The sequence below is a fragment of the Achromobacter sp. 2789STDY5608615 genome (assembly GCF_001298995.1).
GTDB classification, from domain to species: domain Bacteria; phylum Pseudomonadota; class Gammaproteobacteria; order Burkholderiales; family Burkholderiaceae_B; genus Achromobacter; species Achromobacter insuavis.
Genome location: NZ_CYTY01000053.1, coordinates 16157 through 37064 on the forward strand (window position 1 = coordinate 16157; position 20908 = coordinate 37064).

The 20908-nt window shown below is 68.0% G+C and carries 20 protein-coding genes; 13 read left to right on the forward strand and 7 right to left on the reverse strand.

The features are described 5' to 3' along the window. The first annotated feature begins 43 nt into the window (after window positions 1-43). Both AOZ49_RS28410 and ltaE read left to right on the forward strand, forming a co-directional pair. The gene (locus AOZ49_RS28410; RefSeq protein ID WP_156355771.1) at window positions 44-931 is read left to right on the forward strand and encodes a DMT family transporter; all 888 of its coding nucleotides are present in this window, start codon (window positions 44-46) and stop codon (window positions 929-931) included. 42 nt (window positions 932-973) lie between these two features. Further along, window positions 974-1984, forward strand: coding sequence for a low-specificity L-threonine aldolase (ltaE, locus tag AOZ49_RS28415; protein ID WP_054429566.1), 1011 nt, complete (start codon window positions 974-976; stop codon window positions 1982-1984). Between the two features lie 63 nt (window positions 1985-2047). On the opposite strand, the gene AOZ49_RS28420 is transcribed toward ltaE, so the two are convergent. The 6 genes from AOZ49_RS28420 to AOZ49_RS28445 form a co-directional block, all read right to left on the reverse strand. Beyond that, a complete protein-coding gene (locus AOZ49_RS28420) occupies window positions 2048-3376 on the reverse strand; it encodes an omega-aminotransferase AptA (protein ID WP_054479146.1) in 1329 nt (442 codons plus the stop codon). Between the two features lie 167 nt (window positions 3377-3543). Beyond that, complete coding sequence (locus tag AOZ49_RS28425; protein ID WP_054429564.1) at window positions 3544-4425, reverse strand: GntR family transcriptional regulator; 882 nt, start codon at window positions 4423-4425, stop codon at window positions 3544-3546. 128 nt (window positions 4426-4553) lie between these two features. Further along, window positions 4554-4898 carry an antibiotic biosynthesis monooxygenase family protein gene (locus AOZ49_RS28430; protein WP_054429563.1) on the reverse strand — a complete coding sequence of 115 codons (345 nt, stop codon included), beginning with the start codon at window positions 4896-4898 and terminating at the stop codon, window positions 4554-4556. Further along, window positions 4895-6028: a cytochrome P450 family protein gene (locus AOZ49_RS28435; protein WP_054479163.1), complete on the reverse strand. Its 1134-nt coding sequence runs from the start codon at window positions 6026-6028 to the stop codon at window positions 4895-4897. The genes AOZ49_RS28430 and AOZ49_RS28435 overlap by 4 nt, the downstream gene beginning before the upstream one ends. Before the next feature lie 75 nt (window positions 6029-6103). Further along, complete coding sequence (locus AOZ49_RS28440; RefSeq protein ID WP_054429561.1) at window positions 6104-6952, reverse strand: NAD(P)H-binding protein; 849 nt, start codon at window positions 6950-6952, stop codon at window positions 6104-6106. Between the two features lie 14 nt (window positions 6953-6966). Further along, window positions 6967-8613: an electron transfer flavoprotein-ubiquinone oxidoreductase gene (locus AOZ49_RS28445; RefSeq protein WP_054429560.1), complete on the reverse strand. Its 1647-nt coding sequence runs from the start codon at window positions 8611-8613 to the stop codon at window positions 6967-6969. Between the two features lie 112 nt (window positions 8614-8725). Between AOZ49_RS28445 and AOZ49_RS28450 the strand changes: the two genes are divergently transcribed. The 3 genes from AOZ49_RS28450 (at window position 8726) to AOZ49_RS28460 (ending at window position 10839) form a co-directional block, all read left to right on the forward strand. Continuing rightward, on the forward strand, window positions 8726-9175 hold the full coding sequence (locus tag AOZ49_RS28450) for an acyl-CoA thioesterase (protein ID WP_035361297.1): 450 nt from the start codon (window positions 8726-8728) through the stop codon (window positions 9173-9175). A gap of 299 nt (window positions 9176-9474) precedes the next feature. Further along, on the forward strand, window positions 9475-10173 hold the full coding sequence (locus AOZ49_RS28455) for a CoA transferase subunit A (protein WP_006393519.1): 699 nt from the start codon (window positions 9475-9477) through the stop codon (window positions 10171-10173). Window positions 10174-10185: 12 nt separating this feature from the next. After that, the gene (locus AOZ49_RS28460) at window positions 10186-10839 is read left to right on the forward strand and encodes a CoA transferase subunit B (RefSeq protein WP_054429559.1); all 654 of its coding nucleotides are present in this window, start codon (window positions 10186-10188) and stop codon (window positions 10837-10839) included. A gap of 142 nt (window positions 10840-10981) precedes the next feature. Here the strand turns inward: AOZ49_RS28460 and AOZ49_RS28465 are convergent, their stop codons facing one another. Then, entirely contained in the window at window positions 10982-11440 is a 459-nt protein-coding gene (locus AOZ49_RS28465) for a GNAT family N-acetyltransferase (RefSeq protein WP_054479148.1), read from the reverse strand. A gap of 186 nt (window positions 11441-11626) precedes the next feature. Between AOZ49_RS28465 and AOZ49_RS28470 the strand changes: the two genes are divergently transcribed. From AOZ49_RS28470 to AOZ49_RS28505, 8 genes are all read left to right on the forward strand, one after another. Further along, entirely contained in the window at window positions 11627-12502 is an 876-nt protein-coding gene (locus tag AOZ49_RS28470) for a MurR/RpiR family transcriptional regulator (RefSeq protein ID WP_054429557.1), read from the forward strand. Continuing rightward, a complete protein-coding gene (locus AOZ49_RS28475; RefSeq protein WP_054429556.1) occupies window positions 12499-13479 on the forward strand; it encodes an isoaspartyl peptidase/L-asparaginase family protein in 981 nt (326 codons plus the stop codon). The genes AOZ49_RS28470 and AOZ49_RS28475 overlap by 4 nt, the downstream gene beginning before the upstream one ends. 46 nt (window positions 13480-13525) lie before the next feature. Then, window positions 13526-15412: a dipeptide ABC transporter ATP-binding protein gene (locus AOZ49_RS28480; protein ID WP_054479151.1), complete on the forward strand. Its 1887-nt coding sequence runs from the start codon at window positions 13526-13528 to the stop codon at window positions 15410-15412. A gap of 65 nt (window positions 15413-15477) precedes the next feature. Beyond that, the gene (gene gsiB, locus AOZ49_RS28485; protein WP_054429554.1) at window positions 15478-17031 is read left to right on the forward strand and encodes a glutathione ABC transporter substrate-binding protein GsiB; all 1554 of its coding nucleotides are present in this window, start codon (window positions 15478-15480) and stop codon (window positions 17029-17031) included. A gap of 88 nt (window positions 17032-17119) precedes the next feature. Next, entirely contained in the window at window positions 17120-18040 is a 921-nt protein-coding gene (gene gsiC / locus AOZ49_RS28490; protein ID WP_054479152.1) for a glutathione ABC transporter permease GsiC, read from the forward strand. Between the two features lie 7 nt (window positions 18041-18047). After that, window positions 18048-18950, forward strand: a complete 903-nt coding sequence (gsiD, locus tag AOZ49_RS28495) for a glutathione ABC transporter permease GsiD (protein WP_054429553.1) — start codon at window positions 18048-18050, stop codon at window positions 18948-18950. A gap of 169 nt (window positions 18951-19119) precedes the next feature. After that, window positions 19120-20214 carry a DmpA family aminopeptidase gene (locus AOZ49_RS28500; RefSeq protein ID WP_082380623.1) on the forward strand — a complete coding sequence of 365 codons (1095 nt, stop codon included), beginning with the start codon at window positions 19120-19122 and terminating at the stop codon, window positions 20212-20214. A 20-nt stretch (window positions 20215-20234) separates the two neighbouring features. Then, on the forward strand, window positions 20235-20908 hold a 674-nt coding region (locus tag AOZ49_RS28505), incomplete at its 3' end, for a M55 family metallopeptidase (protein WP_054479161.1).

Consider the following 20908-nt stretch of genomic DNA (forward strand, 5'->3'; position numbering starts at 1 on the left):
GGCATCGTCGTTTTTTTTCCCCACTTCCACTGGAGACGCCGCCGTGAGCCGCAGCAGTTTCGATCGCGCAGGGCTAGCCCTGATGTTCAGCACCATCCTCGTGTGGGCGGGCAGCTGGATCGCGATGAAGCTGATCGTGCCCTACATCGGCCCCTTCGATTTCGTGGCGCTGCGCTACGTGACCGGCGCGCTGGTGCTGTTCGCGCTGGCGGCCGCGACCCGGCGGCCGCTGGCCCTGCCGCCCTGGAAGCTGACCCTGCTGATCGGCCTGACCCAGACCGCGGGTTTCCAGGGCTTCGTGCAGACGGCGCTGGTGTCGGGCGGCGTCGGCAAGGTGTCATTGATGGCCTACACCATGCCGTTCTGGGTGGTGCTGTTCGCCTGGGGCCTGCTGGGCGAGCGGCCGACGGCGCGCCATGGCATCGGCATCGGCCTGGCCGCGATCGGCCTGGTGCTGTTCATCGAACCCTGGCATGGCGTGGGTGAAATGCAGCCGGTGCTGCTGGGGCTGGGCAGCGGCCTGTGCTGGGGCGTGGGCACGGTGCTGTCCAAGCGCATGTTCGAGCGCCACGCGCCCGACGTGATGACGTTCACCGCCTGGCAGATGCTGTTCGGCGGGCTGGTGATGACGCCGGTGGCCTGGCTGGTGCCGCAGATCGCGCCGCAATGGGGCTGGCAGCTGTGGACCGGCATGACCTACATCGTGCTGATCGCCACCGCCGCCGGCTGGCTGCTGTGGCTGCAGGTGGTGCGGCGCGTGCCGGCCTCCATCGCGGGCCTGTCGAGCCTGGGCGTGCCGGTGGTGGCGATGCTGATGGCCTGGGCGGTGCTGTCCGAACGTCCGTCGCCGGTCGAGCTGGGCGGCATGGCCCTGATCCTCGCCGGCATTTTTGTCGTGAGCCGCGCGGCGCCCGCCGCGCGCGCGGGCTGACCGGCCCGTTTACCGGATTCCGTTTTCCTTCAAGGAAGCTTCATGATCGATTTGCGCAGTGATACCGTCACCCGGCCGTCCCCGGCCATGTTGCAGGCCATGGTCAGCGCGCCGCTGGGCGATGACGTGATGGGCGACGATCCCACCGTCATCCAGCTGCAGCAGGCGGTCGCCGAGCGCGCGGGCAAGGCCGCGGGCCTGTTCTTCCCGTCGGGCACGCAGAGCAATCTGGCCGGCCTGATGGCCCATTGCGAACGCGGCGACGAGTACCTGGTGGGCCAGCAGGCCCACACCTATAAATACGAGGGCGGCGGCGCGGCGGTGCTGGCCAGCATCCAGCCCCAGCCCATCGAACACGCCGAGGATGGCTCGCTGCCGCTGGACAAGCTGGCGGCGGCGCTCAAGCCCGAAGGCGACCCGCACTTCGCCCGCACCCGTTTGCTGGCGCTGGAGAACACCTTCCACGGCAAGCTGATTCCGGCGGATTACGTGCGCGCGGCGACTGACTGGGCCCGCGGCCATGGCCTGGCCACGCACCTGGACGGCGCGCGCGTGTTCAACGCCGCCGTCGCCAGCGGCAAGCCGCTGGCCGAGATGTGCGCGCCGTTCGATTCGGTGTCGATCTGCTTTTCCAAGGGCCTGGGCGCGCCGGTGGGCTCCGTGCTGGTGGGCAGCGCCGAGCTGATCGCCCGCGCGCGCCGCTGGCGCAAGGTGCTGGGTGGCGGCCTGCGTCAGTCGGGCGTGCTGGCCGCGGCCTGCCTGTACGCGCTGGAACATAACGTCGAGCGCCTGGCGGAAGATCACGCCAACGCGCGCCTGCTGGCCGACGGCCTGCGCGGCATCGCCGGCGTGCGGGTCCTGAGCCAGGACACCAACATGGTGTTCGCGGAATTCGAGCCGGCGCGGTGCGAGGCCCTGACCGCCGCGCTGGCGGCCGACGGCATCCTGATGCGCGCGGTCTACGGCGGTCCGACGCGCCTGGTGACGCACCTGGACGTGTCGGCGGCCGACGTGCGCCGGGTGGTCGAGGCCGTGGCGCGCCACCTGGGTTGACCGGCAGCGGGGCCGCGGGTCCGCAAGGGGCAGCCCATGCCGCCCTGACCCCGCAGCGCCGCGTCAGTCGCCGGCGCGCAGCACCTGCGCCAGCACGGCGAACAGTTCGTCGATCTGCGCGGGTTCGATGATGAGCGGGGGCGACAGCAGCATGGTGTCGCCCGCCGAACGGATCAGGCAGCCGCGTTCCAGGCAGGCCTGGTGCACGGCATAGCCGCGCTGCCCCGGCTTGCCCGCCAGCGGCGCCAGTTCGATCGCGGCCAGCAGGCCGATGTTGCGGATGTCCACCACGTGCGGCAGGCCCTTGAGGCCGTGGGCCGCGTCTTCCCAATAGCGCCACAGGTCGCGGCTGCGCTGGAACAGGCCGTCGCGGCGGCAGATGTCCAGCATCGCCAGCCCGGCCGCGCAGGCCACCGGGTGGCCCGAGTAGGTGTAGCCGTGCGCCAGTTCGATGGCGCTGTCCGGGCCCTGCATGAAGGCATCGTAGACGTGCTGGCGCACCAGCGTCGCGCCCATCGGGATGGCGCCGTTGGTCAGCCCCTTGGCGCTGGTGATGAGATCGGGCGTGACGCCGAAATGCGCCGAGGCGAAGGCGCCGTCGATGCGGCCGAAGGCGCAGATCACTTCGTCGAAGATCAGCAGGATGCCGTGCGCATCGCAGATCTGCTGCAGCTTCTGCAGGTAGCCGCGCGGCGGCACCAGCAGGCCGGTCGAGCCGGCCACCGGTTCGACGATGACGGCGGCGATGGTGGAGGCGTCGTGCAGCGCGACGATGCGTTCGAGCACGTCGGCCAGGTGCGCGCCCCAGTCGGGTTGGCCGCGGGTGTAGGCCATCTGCTCGCGGTCATAGGTATGCGGCAGGTGGTCGACATAGGGCAGCAGGTTGCCGAACGGCTTGCGGTGGCCGCCGATGCCCGAGACCGACAGGCCGCCGAACCCCACGCCATGATACGAACGCTCGCGGCCGATCAGGCGCACGCGCTGGCCCTCGCCGCGCGCGCGGTGATAACCCAATGCGATCTTGAGGGCGGTATCGACGGCCTCGGATCCGGAGTTGGAGAAAAATACATTGGAAAACCCGGCGGGCGCCTCCTCACACAGCTTTTCGGCCAGCTCGAACGCCAGCGGATGGCTCATCTGGAACGACGGCGCGTAGTCCAGCTCGTAGGCGGTGCGCGCGATGGCCTCGACGATTTCGGGCCGGCGATGGCCGGCGTTGACGCACCACAGGCCGGCGATGCCATCGAGCACGCGGCGGCCGTCCGGGCGGATGTAGTGCATGCCCTCGGCCGCGCTGAACAGCACCGGGTCGCGCTTGTAGCGCCGGTTGGCGGTGAACGGCATCCAGAAGGCATCGGCGTTGATCGGCGTGGCGGGGGCGGGCGAAGTCATGGGCGTCCTGTCGGGAGGAGTTGGGGTTTGCCTATTTTGTATTAATAAAAAGAAAAATACAATTTGAGGCGAAACCCGCCCAGACCGATGGGCGCGTGAAAGCGACCCCAATCAACGGGCATGCCGAGGCAAAGGCAGGGAAAGTCGCCGCGTGGCGGCGGCGCGGATCAGGATTGCTGCTGCGAGGTCTTCAGGTGGCGGCGCATGAGCTGCGAGGCCCATTCCTGGTCGCCGGCTTCAAGGGCCTCGATGATCCGCAGGTGCTCGTTGCTGGAATTGACGAAGCGGGCATCGCGGTAGAACGCGGCGTGTTCTTCCAGGCGGCGCAACTGGTTCTGCTGCTGCACCGCCTGCAGGATGTAGCGGTTGCCCGAGAATCGCGCCAGCATTTCATGGAACGAGGCGTTCAGGCTGAAGAACTCGGTGGCGGAGATGTCGGCGTCGTCGCGCTGGATCAGCGTTTCATGCGCGGCGCGCATGCGCGCCAGGGCGTCGCGGTCGAGCTTGAAGGAGGGCTCCAGCAGGCCGGCGCACTCGATCGTCATGCGGAACCGGTAGCTCTCGTTGAGTGCCTCGCGGTTCTCCAGCGACGGCGCGAACTGCCAGCCGTGGCCCTTGCGCTTCTCGATCAGGCCGTCGGCCGACAGTTGCAGCAGGGTCTTGGCCAGCACGCTGCGCGGCGCGGGATAGCGTTGCAGCAGTTCGCGCTCGGTGAACTGGTCGGGCAGCGCGCGCGTGGCGCGGTCGTCGATCAGGCGCCGATAGAGTTCGTTCTGGGTCGGCCCGGCGCCGGCGATGGCCGGCGTGGCCAGGGCGGCGTTCTCGGCCACGGTGTAGCCGCTGTTGGGCCGATGCGTAATCAGGCCCTGCGTCGCCAGCAGCCGCAGGGCGCCTCGCACCGGCGTGCGCGAGACCTCGTAGCCCGCGGCCAGCGCTTCCTCGGACAGGTGGGCGCCGGGGGCGTAGCGCCGGGCCACGATGTCCTGCGCAATCAGGCGCGCCAGATCGACTTGCAGCGGGGTGGGGCGGGCGTGGGCGGCGGTGGGCATGAATGGGCGCGAAAGCGGCGGTGGAGCAATGGTAACGGACAGCCGGGCCGCCGTAATCGGCCCAACTGTAACGCGGCGCGCCTGCCCGCGGTCGCCGCGAGACCGGTCCGGGCGGGACCGGCGCCCGCTCAGCCGTGGCGCGCGCGGCTGTCTTGCGGCGCCTCGTCGCGCGCCTGCATGCCGTAGTCGCGCAGCACCTGGGCGACGCGCAGGCGGTAGTTGGCGAACACGCCTCCCCGTCCCGCCTCCTGGGCGCGGCGGTGCGAATCCAGCGTGCGCCAGCGCCGCACCGCGTCCTCGTCGCGCCAGAACGACAAGGACAGCAGCTTGTCCGGCGTGCTCAGGCTCTGGAAGCGTTCGACGGAGATGAAGCCGTCGATGGTCTTGAGTTCGTCGATCAGCCCCGCGGCGATGTGCAGATAGGGCGCGGGGTTGCCGTCGGTGGGCTCGACTTCGAATATCACGGCGATCATGGGGTGGGCTCCTCGGTGAAATCAAATTGGGGAATGCGGGCGTTGGGCAGCGGGCGATAGCGCGGGCGCGCCGCCAGGGCGCGGCCATCGACGCCGGCGCGCAGCAGGTGGACCAGCGCGCCCGCCGCGTGCCGCCGCGCCAGCTCCCGACCGGGGCAGGCGTGGCCCAGGGCGCCGAAGGTCCAGTGCGCGTCGGGTTGCGCCGTGGCCGCGGCGGCCAGCACTAGCAGCACCGTGGCGCCAGCCTCGAGGTGTTGGCCGTCGACGTCGATGGCCTCGGCCAGGAAGCGGCGGGGGTTGTGGATGGGCGGATCGTCGCGCAGCGTCGCGTCAACCAGCGCCAGCGCATCCGCGAAAGCCAGGTCCGTCGCGATGGCATGGCGGCCGGCTCGCAGCAGCGCGTTGCCGAGCAGCCCGGCGCCAGCGTCACAGGACTGGAACAGCAGCCCCGCCAGGTTGGCGGCCAGCAGCGCGGGATCCAGGCCCGCGTCGATGCCCTGGCGCCGCAATTCGCGCAGCGCCGGGGCGGCGTCGGGATCGTCCTGGTGGGCGCGCAGCCGCGCGGCCAGCCGTTCGGCGGCCGCGTGCCCGGCCGCGATCCGGTCGCCTGGCGCGGCGGGCGGCAACGCCGCCAGGAGGTCGCCGATATCGCGCGCGCAGTCAGCCGCGAGGGTATCGGGCAGGCCGATGAAACAGGCCTGCGCCAGCACCGGCGCGGCGGACAGGAAGCGGTCGATGGCGGCCGCGTCGGGGCCGCGCTTCGTATCCTGCCCCGCATCCAGCCGCGGCCACGCCGGATCGCGCGCGTGCCGCGCCTGTTGCGCGAGGAAGTCGCTCAGCAAGGGTTTGAGCAGGGCCTGCGAAGGCCCGTCGCGCATCCGCAGGAAGCGGCCGAACAACTGGCCGGCCGGGCCCGCCGCGATGCCTTGCGGCACCGGCTCGGCGACGGGGCGCACGCGGGCGGCGGGATGGCGCATGAGCGCCAGGATCGCCTGCGGCCCGCTGGCGACCCACAGGCCCAGCCGCGCGTCGTGGTACAGCGGACGCTCCCTGGCCAGCGCGGCGTAATAGGGATAGGGGTTGGCGTGCGTCACCGCCTGGAGCGGATCGAGCGGGAAGGGGATGGACATGGCGGTGAGGGGGCGGCGGGTCTGGGCCAGCCAGTATCGCCGCGTCACGCCGTCGACGATTCGACGGTGGTCGAACTATGCCGGCGAGGCCGCGTCCGCCAGCAGCGCGGCGTAGCCGGCGCGCGAGTCGGGCCATTGCAGCGTCAGTCCGCTGGCGCGCAGCCGGGCGTTGCTGAGCTTCTTGCTGCCGATGCCGGCAGGCGCGGGGCCTTCGGCCGGGGCCGGCGCGCCGATCAGGCGCGCCAGGTCCGCATACAGTTCATGCAGCGGCAGCGGGGTGTCGTCGCAGCCGATGTAGACCGGCTGCGCCTCGGGCAGCAACGCCACGTGCGCGATGGCGGCGGCGGCGTCGTCGATGTGGATGCGGTTGGCCCAGTGCGGCGGCTGGCTCGGCGCGCGCGCGTCGCCGGCGCGCAGCCGTTCGATCAGTTGCAGGCGGCCGGGGCCATACAGGCCGGCGAAACGCAGGGTGGTGTGGGGCAGCGCCTGCGCGGCCAGCAGCGCTTCGGCTTCCAGCAGGATGCGGCCATTGAAGCCTTGCGGCGCGGTGGGGGTGTCTTCGGTGACCCAGTCGCCATGATGCTCGCCATACACCGCGCTGGAGGAGACGAACACGATGCGTTCGACGCGGGACGTGTCGAGCGCGTCCAGCGCGTGTTTCAGGCCGTCGACGAAGACGCCGCGGTAGGCCGCGGGATCGCGCGCGCCGGCGGTGGCGACGTGGACGACACGGGTGACGCCGGCCGGCAGGGCGGGCAGGCCGTCGGGCCGGGTGATGTCGCCTTGCAGCCAGCGGATGCCGCTGGCGTCGCCGGCGGGCGGATGGCGGCGCAGCGCGTGGACCTCGTCGCCGCGCGCCAGGAAAAGGCGCGCGGCGCGCTGGCCGAGATCGCCGCAGCCGATGAAGAGCACCCGTTCAGCCATTGCCCGCGAGCCTGCTACATGCCGCTGTAGACCGGGCCCTCGCCGCCCTGCGGCGCCACCCAGACGATGTTCTGGGTCGGGTCCTTGATGTCGCAGGTCTTGCAGTGCACGCAGTTCTGCGCGTTGATCTGCAGGCGGTCCTCGCCGTGGTCGTCCTTGACGAACTCATACACCCCGGCCGGACAGTAGCGCGATTCCGGGCCGCCGTACTTGGCCAGGTTGACCTTCACCGGCACCGATGCATCCTTCAGCGTCAGGTGGATGGGTTCGTTCTCGTCGTGGTTGGTGTTGGAGATGAACACCGAGCTGAGCTTGTCGAAGGTCAGCTTGCCATCGGGCTTGGGATAGTCGATGCGGGCGCACTGCGAGGCCGGCTGCAGGCAGGCGTGGTCGGGCTTGCTGTGGCGCAGGGTCCAGGGCATCTTGCCCTTGAACACCAGCTGCTCGATGCCGGTCATCAGCGTGGCCACGGTGCGGCCCTTCTTGAACCACTGCTTGAAGTTGCGCGCCTTGTTCAGCTCGGCATGCAGCCACGAATTCTTGAAGGCTTCCGGGTAGGCGGCCAGTTCGTCCTGGCGGCGGTCGGCCACCAGCGCGTCGAACGCGGCCTCGGCGGCCAGCTTGCCGGACTTGATGGCGGCGTGGCTGCCCTTGATGCGCGAGGCGTTCAGGAAGCCGGCCTCACAGCCGACCAGCACGCCGCCCGGGAATGTCAGCTTGGGCAGAGACAGCAGGCCGCCGGCGGTGATGGCGCGGGCGCCGTAGGCGATGCGCTTGCCGCCTTCGAAAGTGCCGCGGATCGCGGGGTGGGTCTTGTAGCGCTGGAATTCATCGAACGGCGACAGCCACGGGTTGGCGTAGTCCAGCCCGACGATCATGCCGACGGCCACCAGGTTGTTGTCCAGGTGGTAGAGGAACGAACCGCCGTAGGTGTCCGAATCCAGCGGCCAGCCGGCGGTGTGGATCACCAGGCCGGGCTTGGACTGGGCCGGGTCGACTTCCCACATTTCCTTGATGCCGATGCCGTAGGCCTGCGGATCGCGGCCGTCGTCGAGCTTGTAGCGCTCGATCAGCTGGCGGCCGAGCTGGCCGCGCGCGCCTTCGGCGAACACCGTATAGCGCGCATGCAGTTCCATGCCGGGCTGGTAGTGGTCGGTGTGGCTGCCGTCGCGGGCCACGCCCATGTCGCCGGTGGCCACGCCGCGCACCGCGCCGTTCTCGTCGTACAGCACTTCGACCGCGGCAAAGCCCGGGAAGATCTCGACGCCCAGCGCCTCGGCCTGTTCGCCCAGCCACTTGACGACGTCGCCCAGGCGGACGATGTAGTTGCCTTCATTGTGGAAACAGGGCGGCAGCAGCCAGTTCGGCGTGGCGCGCGCGCCGTTTTCGGACAGGAACAGGAACTTGTCCTGCGTCACGGGCACGTTCAGCGGCGCGCCTTTTTCCTTCCAGTCGGGGATCAGCTCGGTCAGGGCCAGCGGGTCCATGACGGCGCCGGACAGGATGTGCGCGCCCAGCTCCGCGCCTTTTTCCAGGACGCAGACGCCGATTTCCTGGTTCTTCTCAGCGGCCAGTTGCTTCAGACGGATAGCGGTGGCCAAGCCGGCGGGACCCCCGCCAACCACGACCACGTCATATTCCATCGACTCGCGTTCAGACATTGCAAAGCTCCCCGTATGTATTCCATATATGGCTGGAAGTATTATCGGCGATTGTATTGCAGGCGGAGACCTTGCACGTCTTCGCATTTCCATCAGCTATCAGGAGCAATTGGTGAACCCGGACACTCTGTCTGCGCGGATTCTGACGGTGGGGGATACCCATCATGTGGATTTGCCTTTGCGTTGGGGCGATTCCGACGCCTTGAACCATCTCAATAACACGCTGTATTTCCGCCTCATGGAAGAGGCGCGGATGCAGATCCTCTACGACGCGGGCTTCGAACTGCCGGCCGACGACGGCGCCATCCTCGCGCACGCGTCCTGCGATTTCCTGCGACCGCTGACCTATCCGGCGACCGTGCGGGTCACGCACAAGGTCACGCGCATCGGCCGTTCGAGCGCCGAGTTCGAATTGTTGCTCGAGAAGGTGGGCGACGACGCCGGCCCTTACGCCCGCGGCCGCAACGTGCTGGTGTGGATGGATTACGTGGCCAATACGTCCGCCCCGTGGCCGCCCGAAGTGCTGGCGAAAATGGCCACGCAGTTCCAGCCGGCGGCCTAGGCGCGCCGGCGGCGGGCGGTCCGACTTCAATGCGGCGTTTGAAACGGCGCCCGCATTTGCCGGCCATGCCGTTAAAATCCAGGACAGAACCACAATACGAATGACAGGGCGCGCCACCCTCGGCGCCGCGAACCAGCAGGCATCGGGCCACGCCGCGATGCCGCCGGGCCGCGAAACCGGCAGCCGCGCCCCAAGTACAAACAGGGTCCATCCAGGATCGCCGGCCTCCTTCGCGGGGCATGCGGTCCGGCAGGGCGGGCGGATCCTCTTCAGTTCGACCTTAACTAGGAGTTGGAGCGATGGACAAGGTTTTTGCAAGCGCCCAGGAGGCGCTGGCAGGCATCGTCAAGGACGGCCAGATGATCGCCGTCGGCGGTTTCGGCCTTTGCGGCATTCCCGAGGCCCTGATCGCCGCGCTGCGCGATTCGGGCGTCAAGGATCTCACGTGCATCAGCAATAACGCGGGCGTCGACGGCTTCGGCCTGGGCCAGCTGCTGAACACGCGCCAGGTCCGCAAGATGATCGCCTCGTACGTGGGCGAGAACAAGGAATTCGAACGCCAGTACCTGTCGGGCGAACTCGAGCTCGAATTCACGCCGCAGGGCACGCTGGCCGAGAAGCTGCGCGCCGGCGGCGCCGGCATCCCGGCGTTCTTCACCCGCACCGGCGTGGGCACCATCGTCGCCGACGGCAAGGAAATCCGCGAATTCGACGGCCAGCAATACGTGATGGAGCGTTCGCTGGTGCCGGACGTGTCGCTGGTCAAGGCGCACATCGCCGACCGCAGCGGCAACCTGGTGTTCCGCAAGACGGCGCGCAACTTCAACCCGAACGTGGCCATGGCCGGCAAGTTCACGGTGGTCGAGGTCGAGCAGATCGTCGACACCGGCAGCCTGGACCCCGACCAGATCCACCTGCCCGGCATCTATGTGCACCGGATCGTGCTGAACGCCAATCCGGAAAAGCGCATCGAACAACGCACCACTCGCCCGGCCTAAGGAGAACACGACATGGCATGGTCCCGCGATGAAATGGCGGCGCGCGCCGCGCGCGAGCTGCAAGACGGTTTTTACGTGAACCTGGGTATCGGCCTGCCGACCCTGGTGGCCAACCACGTGCCCAAGGGCGTCGAAGTCTGGCTGCAATCCGAAAACGGCCTGTTGGGCATCGGCCCGTTCCCGACCGACGCCGAGGTCGACGCCGACCTGATCAACGCCGGCAAGCAGACGGTCACGACGCTGCCCGGCTCGTCGATCTTCTCGTCGGCCGACTCGTTCGCGATGATCCGCGGCGGCAAGATCAACCTGGCCATCCTGGGCGCGATGCAGGTGTCCGAAAAGGGCGACCTGGCCAACTGGATGATTCCGGGCAAGATGGTCAAGGGCATGGGCGGCGCGATGGACCTGGTGGCCGGTGTCGGCCGCGTGGTCGTGCTGATGGAACACGTGGCCAAGAAGAAGGACGGCACCGAGGACGTCAAGCTGCTGCCCGAATGCAACCTGCCGCTGACCGGCGTGGGCGTGGTCGACCTGATCATCACCGATCTGGGCGTGATGGAAGTCACCGACAACGGCCTGAAGCTGCTGGAAACGGCGCCGGGCGTGACGGTGGACGAGATCCAGTCCAAGACGGCCGCCAAGCTGGACGTGTCGGCGGTCAAGTAACCTCGATCGACGCTGGAACGAAAAACGCCCCGTCGTGGGCGTTTTTCATGCCGTCGGCAAAACACAAAACGCCCCGCAATGGGGCGTTTTCATTGGGGCGGCGGCAACGCGCCTGGGGCAGCGCTGCCCGCCGCCGTGGCGTTCAGGCCGCTTCGCGCAGCAGCATGCCGACGTGCGGGATGCCGTCCTCGATGTACTCCTCGGTCACCGGCACGAAGCCGTGGCCGCCGTAATAGCCGCGCAGCCGGGCCTGCGCGCCCAGGTAGACCGGCTGGCCCGGCCACAGCCGCGCCACTTCGTCCTTGGCGCGGCGCATCAGGTCGTGGCCCAGGCCCGTGCCGCGCGCCGCTGGCGCCGTGATGACGCGGCCGATGACTGCCTGGCCGTCGTTCAGCGCCGGTTCCAGCAGGCGGCAATAGGCCAGCAGCGCGCCGTTGTCCCAGGCCATCAGGTGTTCGGTCTGTCCCAGCAGGTCTTTGTCGTCCATGTCCAGGAAGACGCAGTTCTGTTCGACCACGAAGACTTCCGAGCGCAGGCGCAGGATGGCGTAGAGCTCGGCCAGGGTCAGTTCGGCGTGGGGTTTGCAGGTCCAGACGGGCATTCGAAGGTTCCGGAAAACGGGAAACGGGAAGGGGCATTTAGCGTACCTCAAACCGGCCCCGTTTCTTTTGAAGCATTGTTACATAAATTCACGGGTATACCCTTAGTATGAAAATGAATTTTCTTATCTAAAATTTATGTGTAAACAGATTTACACAAACCTCCGCTACGTCTCCCCCTTTTTTCGATGAACAAGGCCGCACTCACGATCGCTGATCGGATCGCCCGGGCCCAGCCCGCGCTGAGCCGCACGCAGCACAAGATGGCCGAATACGTCCTGGCGCACCAGTTCCGCGTGGCCACGATGACCATCGACGAATTCGCGACGGCGGCGGGGGTGTCGGTCGCGACCGCCAACCGCTTCGCGCGCGCCCTGGACCTGCCGGGCTATCCGCAGTTCCGCGCCGAGCTGGCGCGCGGCTTCGAGGCGGCGCTGGAGCCGGTCGAAAAGCTGCGCACCGAGCTGGCGCATTCGGCCAGCGCGGTGCAGATCTTCGCCGCGACCCTCGAAGAAGACATCCGCAACGCCCAGCGCAACCTGCAGACCCTGGATGCCGCCGCCTGTGAGCAGGCGGTCGACGCCATCCTGGCCGCCGACCGCGTGTTCATCATCGGCTTCGGCGCCAGCGGCTTCCTGGCCGGCATGCTGCAGCGCGGCCTGTGCATGCACCTGCATTCGGTCGAATCGCTGGCCGGCCCGGGCGGGGTGTCGCACGCGGCGCGCCAGATGTCGCGCATGACCAGCAAGGATCTGGTGATCGCGATCGGCTTTCCGCGCTACCTGGCCGACACCGTGACCCTGGCGGGCGCCGCCAAGCAGGCCGGCGTACCGGTGCTGGTGCTGACCGACAAGCCCACCTCGCCGCTGGCGCCGACCGCGTCGGTGGTGCTGTACGCCGTGTCCACGCGCCAGCTGATCCCCAATTCCGAAACCGCCGCGCTCGGCCTGATCGAGGCCTTGTCGGCGGCGGTGGCCTATCGGGCCAAGAATTCCGTCGCGGCCGCCGCTGGGGTGACCCAGTCCGTGATGCCGTGGCTCATCCATGGAGTAGGTAAACGATGATTCAACCCGTGATCGCGATTCACGGTGGCGCCGGCGCGATGTCCCGCGCGGCCATGTCGCCCGAGAAAGAGCAGGAATACCTGAGCGCGCTCGAATCCATCCTGACCGCCGGCCAGGCCGTGCTGGCCCGTGGCGGCAGCGCGCTGGACGCCGTCACCGAGGCCGTGCGCCTGCTGGAAGACTGCCCGCTGTTCAACGCCGGCCATGGCGCCGTGTTCACCAGCGCCGGCACCCATGAGCTGGACGCCGCCATCATGGACGGCGCCACGCTGCGTTCGGGCGCCATCGCCAACGTCAACTGCGTGCGCAACCCGGTGTTCGCCGCGCGCAAGGTCATGGAAACCAGCAAGCACGTGTTCTTCGTGGGCGAGGGCGCCGAAGCCTTCGCCAAGGACGCCGGCCTGGAACTGGTCGACCCGTCGTACTTCTCGACCGAAGCGCGCCGCGAGCAGCTGCTGCGGGTGCAGCGCGAAACGCCGGAAGCGGCGGTGCTGGACCACGACGGCCAGGCCATGGTCGCGCGCGGCCAGCCGGCGCCGGCCGATCCGCTGGATTCGGACAAGAAGTTCGGCACCGTGGGCGCCGTGGCCGTGGACGCGCAGGGCAACCTGGCCGCGGCCACCTCCACCGGCGGCATCACCAACAAGCAGGTCGGCCGCGTCGGCGACGCGCCGCTGATCGGCGCCGGCACCTACGCCAGCAACAAGACCTGCGCCGTGTCCACCACCGGCACCGGCGAGATGTTCATCCGCATGGTCGCCGCCTATGACGTGGCGGCCCAGATGGAATATTGCGGCGCCTCGCTGGAAACGGCGGCGGACCGCGTCGTGATGGAAAAACTGCCCACCATCGGCGGCAAGGGCGGCCTGGTGGCCGTCGACGCCCAGGGCAATGTGGCCTTGCCGTTCAACACGGAAGGCATGTACCGCGGTTACGCCCGCGTCGGCGAGAAGCCGGTCACCGCCATCTACCGCTGAGCGGCGGCGGGCTTCGTTTTTGTCAGTTTTGGGGATTACTAGAGATATGGTTGATCGCGCAAACAGCCTGGCGCTGCCGGATAACCGCGTGGTCCAGGTCGACGACCTGACGGTGCGCTTCGTGGGTTCGGAGCGCACGGTCGAAGCCGTGCGCAACCTGTCGTTCCATGTGGACCGGGGCGAGACCCTGGCCATCGTGGGCGAATCGGGTTCGGGCAAGTCGGTGACGTCGCTGGCGCTGATGCGCCTGGTGGAACATGGCGGCGGCCGCATCGCCCAGGGCAGCATGGCCCTGCGCCGGCGCAACGGTTCCGTGATCGACCTGGTCAATGCCAACCAGCGCGCCATGCGCAATGTGCGCGGCGCCGACATGGCCATGATCTTCCAGGAGCCGATGACCTCCCTGAACCCGGTGTTCACGGCCGGCGACCAGATCGCCGAATCGATCCGCGAGCACCAGGGCATGGACGCCGCGGCCTCGCGCGCCGAAGCCCTGCGCATGCTGGAGCAGGTGCGCATCCCGGAAGCCAAGTCGGTGCTGGACCGCTATCCGCACCAGCTGTCGGGCGGCATGCGCCAGCGCGTCATGATCGCCATGGCGCTGGCCTGCAAGCCGGCGCTGCTGATCGCCGACGAACCCACCACCGCGCTGGACGTCACGATCCAGGCGCAGATCCTGCAACTGATCCGCCAACTGCAGGAAGAAATGCACATGGGCGTGGTGTTCATCACCCACGACATGGGCGTGGTCGCCGAAGTGGCCGACCGCGTGCTGGTCATGTACCGCGGCGACAAGGTCGAGGAAGGCCCGTCGGCGTCGGTGTTCGCCACGCCCCAGCATGCCTATACCAAGGCGCTGCTGTCGGCCGTGCCGAAGCTGGGCGCGATGCAGGGCACCGACCTGCCGGCGCGTTTCCCGCTGCTGCAGGTGGACGGCAAGGCTCAGCCGGTGGCCGAACCCGGCGCCACCAGCACCCAGGAAGTGCCGGCCGCGCGCCGCGAGCCGATCCTGAGCGTGCGCGACCTGGTAACGCGTTTCGACCTGCGCGGCGGCATCATGAGCCGCGTGCAGCGCCGCGTGCATGCCGTGGAAAAGGTCAGCTTCGACCTGTGCCCCGGCGAGACGCTGTCGCTGGTGGGCGAATCCGGTTGCGGCAAGTCCACCACCGGCCGCTCGCTGCTGCGCCTGGTGGACAGCCAGGGCGGCGAGATCCGCTTCGGCGGGCGCGACATCGTGCGTCTGAAGACCTCCGAACTGCAAGCCCTGCGCCGCGACATCCAGTTCGTGTTCCAGGATCCGTTCGCCTCGCTCGATCCGCGCGTCACGGTCGGTTTCTCGATCATGGAGCCGCTGCTGGTGCACGGCGTGGCCAAGGGCAAGGAAGCCGAGCAGCGCGTGGCCGAACTGCTCGAACGCGTCGGCCTGCCGCCCGAAATGGCGCAGCGCTATCCGCATGAATTCTCCGGCGGCCAGCGCCAGCGCATCTGTATCGCGCGCGCGCTGGCTCTCAACCCGAAGGTCGTGATCGCGGACGAATCGGTGTCGGCGCTGGACGTGTCGATCCAGGCGCAGATCGTCAACCTGCTGATCGACCTGCAGCGCGACATGGGCATTTCGTTCCTGTTCATTTCGCACGACATGGCCGTGGTCGAGCGCGTCAGCCACCGCGTGGCGGTCATGTACCTGGGGCAGATTGTCGAGATCGGCCCGCGCCGGGCCATCTTCGAGAACCCGCAGCACCCCTATACCAAGAAGCTCATGGCCGCCGTGCCGATCGCCGATCCGGCGCGCCGCCACATGAAGCGCACCTTGCTGTCCGATGAAATTCCCAGCCCGATCCGCAAGCTCGGCGACGAGCCGGTGGTGCAACCGCTGGTGCAGGTAGGAACCGATCACTTCGTCGCCCGCCATGCGGTCGGCGGAGCGTATTGAGTCAGTTGTCGTACTTGTTTTTCTTCCACCAAACCCCCTAATTCCTCACGGAACCAGGAGTTGCAATGATGAAAGTTCTGCGCCCCACCAAGCTGATGGCCGCCGCCGCGGTGGCCTTCGGCGTGCTCACCTCGCCGCTGGCGCATGCTGCCAAGGACGTGACGTTTGCCGTCTCCATCGCGCTGGAAACGCTCGATCCGTACAACACCAACAGCACGCTGAACCAGGCGGCCGGCAAGGCCTACTACGAAGGCCTGTTCGAGTTCGACAAGGACCTGAAGGTCCAGAAGGTGCTGGCCACCGACTACACCGTCAGCGAAGACGGCCTGGTGTACACCTTCAAGCTGCGCGATGGCGTCAAGTTCCATGACGGCACCCCGTTCAACGCCGAAGCCGTCAAGATCAACTTCGACCGTCCGGCCAACCCGGAAAACCGCCTGTCGCGCTACATCCAGTTCAGCGTCATTGAGAAGATCGAAGTGATCGACCCGCTGACCGTCAAGATCACGCTGAAGAAGCCGTTCTCGGCCTTCATCAACGCGCTGGCCCACCCGGCCGCCATGATGATCTCGCCGGCCGCCCTGGCCAAGTACGGCAAGGAAATCGGCTTCCACCCGGTCGGCACCGGCCCGTTCGAATTCGTCGAATGGAAACCGGCCGAATACCTGAAGGTCAAGAAGTTCGACGGCTACTGGAAGAAGGGCTACCCCAAGGTCGACACCCTGACGTTCCGCACCGTCACCGACAACAACACCCGCGCCGCCGTGGTGCAGACGGGCGAAGCGCAGTTCGCTTTCCCGGTGCCGTTCGAGCAGGCCGCCGTGCTGGCCAAGAACGACAAGCTGGACGTGGTCGACCACAAGAACTCGATCATGGCCCGCTACCTGTCGATGAACGTGCAGCAAAAGCCGTTCGACAACGTCAAGGTGCGTGAAGCCATCAACTACGCCATCAACAAGGAAGCCCTGGCCAAGGTCGCTTTCTCGGGCTACGCCACCGTCGTCGACGGCGTCGTGCCGACCGGCGTGGACTTCGCCCACAAGACCGGCCCGTGGCCGTACGACATCAAGAAGGCCAAGGCCCTGCTGGCCGAAGCCGGCTACCCCAATGGCTTCGAAAGCCAGCTCTGGTCCGCCTACAACGACGGCACCTCGGTGAAGGTGGTGCAGTTCCTGCAGCAGCAACTGGCGCAAGTCGGCATCAAGGTGTCGGTCGAAGTGCTGGAATCGGGCCAGCGCGTGCAGCGCGTGCAACAGGTGCAGAAGCCTGAAGACGCCAAGGTCCGCATGTACTACGCCGGCTGGTCGTCCTCGACCGGCGAAGCCGACTGGGGCCTGCGTCCGCTGCTGACCACCGCCGCGTTCCCGCCGGTGCTCAACAACGTGTCGTACTACTCGAACAAGTCGGTTGACGACGGCATCCAGCAAGCCCTGGCGACGACCGACCGCGCCAAGAAGACCGAGATCTACAAGACCGTTCAGGAAACCATCTGGAAGGACGCCCCGTGGGCCTTCCTGGTGACCCAGAACAACCTGTACGTCAAGTCGAAGAACCTGTCGGGCGTGTACGTGGAACCGGACACCTCGTTCTGGTTCGGCGACATCGAACTGAAGCAGTAATCCGGCGGTAACTCTCGGGGCCGCAAGGCCCTTGCAAGGCCACATACGGCGGGGACGCGGTGTCCCCGCCGATGTTGCAGGAATTTCAATGCTGACCTACATCGTCAAACGTCTTTTGGGCATGATCCCCACGCTGCTGCTGGTGGCCGTGGTCGTGTTCCTGTTTGTGCACATGCTTCCGGGCGACCCGGCGCGACTGGCCGCGGGCCAGGAGGCCGACCAGCAGACCGTCGAACTGGTGCGCAAGGAACTGGGCCTGGATCTGCCCCTGCCGCAGCAGTTCGTGCACTACTTCAGCCACATGCTGCAAGGCGACCTGGGTACCTCGCTGCGTACCAAGCGTCCCGTCTCGACCGAAATCGCCGATCGCTTCATGCCCACCATGTGGCTGACGATCGCCAGTATGGCCTGGTCCGTCACCTTCGGCATGATCATCGGGATCGTGTCCGCCGTCTGGCGCAACCGCTGGCCCGATCGCCTGGGCATGACGCTGGCGGTGTCCGGCATCTCGTTCCCCGCGTTCGCGCTGGGCATGATGCTGATGCAGATCTTCTCCGTGAACCTGGGCTGGCTGCCGACCGTGGGCGCCTCCAGCTGGAAACACTACATACTTCCGTCCATCACGCTGGGCGCGGCCGTGGCCGCGGTGATGGCGCGCTTCACCCGCGCTTCCTTCGTCGAAGTGGTGCAGGAAGACTTCGTGCGCACCGCCCGCGCCAAGGGCCTGAGCGAGCGCCGCGTGGTCATCAAGCACGCGCTGCGCAACGCGCTGATTCCGGTCGTCACCATGATGGGCCTGCAGTTCGGCTTCCTGCTGGGCGGCTCGATCGTGGTCGAGACGGTGTTCAACTGGCCCGGCCTCGGCCGCCTGCTGGTCGATGCCGTGACCCAGCGCGACTACCCGGTGATCCAGGGCCTGGTGCTGCTGTTCTCGTTCGAATTCATCCTGATCAACCTGATTGTCGACGTGCTCTACGGCGTCATCAATCCCAGCATCCGTTACAAGTGAGGCGGCCATGAGCAATACGACACCCGCCGCAACCGTCGCCACCGCCGTGCCCAAGAACGACGTGCGCACGCCCGCCACCGAGTTCTGGCGCAAGTTCAAGAAGCAGAAGCTGGCCGTGGGCGCCGGCCTCTTCGTCCTGCTGCTGGTCGTGGTGGCGATCCTGGCCCCCTGGATCGTGCCGTTCGACCCGGAGAACTTCTTCGACTACGACGCCCTCAATGCCGGTCCCTCGTGGACGCACTGGCTGGGCGTGGACTCGCTGGGCCGCGACATCTTCAGCCGCATCATCATGGGCGCGCGCATCTCGCTGGCCGCCGGCTTCCTGTCCGTCGCCATGGGCGCCGTCGTCGGCACCTTCATGGGCCTGATGGCGGGCTACTACGAAGGCTGGTGGGAGCGCATCACGATGCGCGTCTCCGACGTGCTGCTGGCGTTCCCCGGCATGCTGCTGGCGATTGGCGTGGTCGCGATCCTGGGCTCGAGCATGGTCAACGTGATCGTGGCCGTGGCCGTGTTCAGCGTGCCGGCGTTCGCCCGCCTGGTGCGCGGCAACACGCTATCGATCAAGCAGATGACCTACGTCGAGGCGGTCAAGAGCGTGGGCGCGTCCGACTGGACCATCATCATGCGCCACATCCTGCCCGGCACGATCTCGCCGATCGTGGTGTACGGCACGATGCGTATCGGCACCTCGATCATCACCGCGGCCAGCCTGTCGTTCCTGGGCATGGGCGCCTCGCCCCCCACGCCGGAGTGGGGCGCGATGCTGAACGAGGCGCGCGCCGACATGGTGATCGCCCCGCACGTGGCGATCTTCCCGGCGCTGGCGATCTTCCTGACCGTGCTGGCGTTCAACCTGCTGGGCGACGGCCTGCGCGACGCGCTCGATCCCAAGATCGATCGCAAGTAACCGCCAAGCGGATGATGGCCACCGCGCCGGCCGCCCCTCGGGGCTCGGCGCGCGGCATCGGATCCCTTGCCGCCGCCCGCGTCCGGGCGCCCGCCTCGCGGCGCGCGCCACGGCCACGCAGGACGGCGGCATTTTGCATTCTGGAGCGTGGCGACACGCAGCGACAAGCATGGACAAACAAGCGTTGGACCAACCCCGCATCGGCAAGCTGGAGGCCGGCCCGCTCGATTCGATCTGCGACGTGGGCGACATCAGCGTCGGCCACTGCACGCTGGACGACGGCGCGCGGCAGACCGGCGTGACCGTGGTGCGGCCGCACGGCGGCAATCTGTTCCTGGACAAGGTGCCGGCGGCCGCCACGGTGCTGAACGGCTTCGGCAAGAGCACCGGCCTGGTCCAGGTGCAGGAACTGGGCGTGCTGGAAACGCCGATCGCGCTGACCAACACCTTCGGCGTGGGCACCGTGGCCAACGCCCAGATCCGTTCGGCGGTGGCGGCCACGCCCGAGATCGGCCGCGGCATGTCGACGATCAATCCGCTGGTGTTCGAGCGCAACGACGGCTACCTGAACGACATCCAGGCCATGGCGGTGCAGGAGTCGCACTACGCCCAGGCGCTGGCCGCCGCGGACAAGCGCATGGCGCAGGGCGCGGTCGGCGCCGGCCGCGGCATGTCGTGCTTTTCCTTCAAGGGCGGCATCGGCTCGGCCTCGCGCCTGGCATCGATCCAGCCGGGCCTGCGCTACACCGTCGGCGCGCTGGTGCTGGCCAATTTCGGCCGCCTGCCCAATCTGACCGTGGCCGGCCGGCCCTTCGGCCGGCGGCTGGCGGATCAATTGGACCGCGGCCTGGCGCAGGCGGGCGAGAATGCCGCCATCGTGCCGGAGAAGGGCTCCATCATCCTGCTGGTGGCGACCGACGCGCCGCTCGACGCGCGCCAGTTGCGCCGCCTGTCGCTGCGCGCCGGCGCCGGCCTGGCCCGCACCGGCTCGGTGTTCGGCCATGGCAGCGGCGACATCGCGCTGGCGTTCTCCACCGCGTACACGGTGCCGCAACAGGCCGAACAGCCGATGCCGGCGCTGGCCATGCTGCACGAAACCCGCATCGATCCGCTGTTCGAGGCGGCCGCCGAGGCCTGCGAGCAGGCCATCATCGCCGCGCTGTGGCAGGCCGAAAGCGTGCGGGGCCGCGATGGCCATCACCGCGCCGCCCTCCGCGACGCCGCTCCCGACTGGCGCCAATGGCTGGCGGACACCGAATTCTGAATCCCACCAAGGCACACCCCATGAAAATCCTGATTTCCACCGATATCGAAGGCGTCGCCGGCGTCTTCCACGCCGAACAAGTGCGCGCCGGCAACGGCGAGTACGAACGCGCCCGCGCCTGGATGACCGCCGAGGCCAACGCGGCCGTGCAGGGCGCCATCGCCGGCGGCGCCGAAGAGATCCTGGTCAACGATTCGCACGGCGGTTTCCGCAACCTGCTGCCGGACGGCCTGGACGAACGCGCCCGCCTGGTGCTGGGCAAGCCGCGCTACCTGGGCATGATGGGCGGCCTGGAAGAGGGCTGCGACGCGGTCTTCATGATCGGCTATCACTCGCGCTCGCAGGGTCGCGGCATTCTCGCGCACACCATCAACAGCTTCGCCTTCTCGCGCGTCTTCATCAATGGCATGGAGCTGGGCGAGGCCGGCCTGTACGGCGCGCTGGCCGGTGAAATGGGCGTGCCCGTCATCCTGGCCACCGGCGACGACGTGTTCATCGCCGAAACCACCGACCTGTTCCCCGGCGCGCAGTGGGTGCAGACCAAGGTCGCCCACGGCCAGGGCAGCGGCGTGACGCTGTCGCCGGCGGCCTCGCGCCGCGCGATCGCCGCCGCCGCGGAGACCGCCGTGCGTAATGTGAAGGGAACGACCCCCACGCCGCGCCCGCAAGGCGGGCTTGCTGCCCCCCAGGGGGG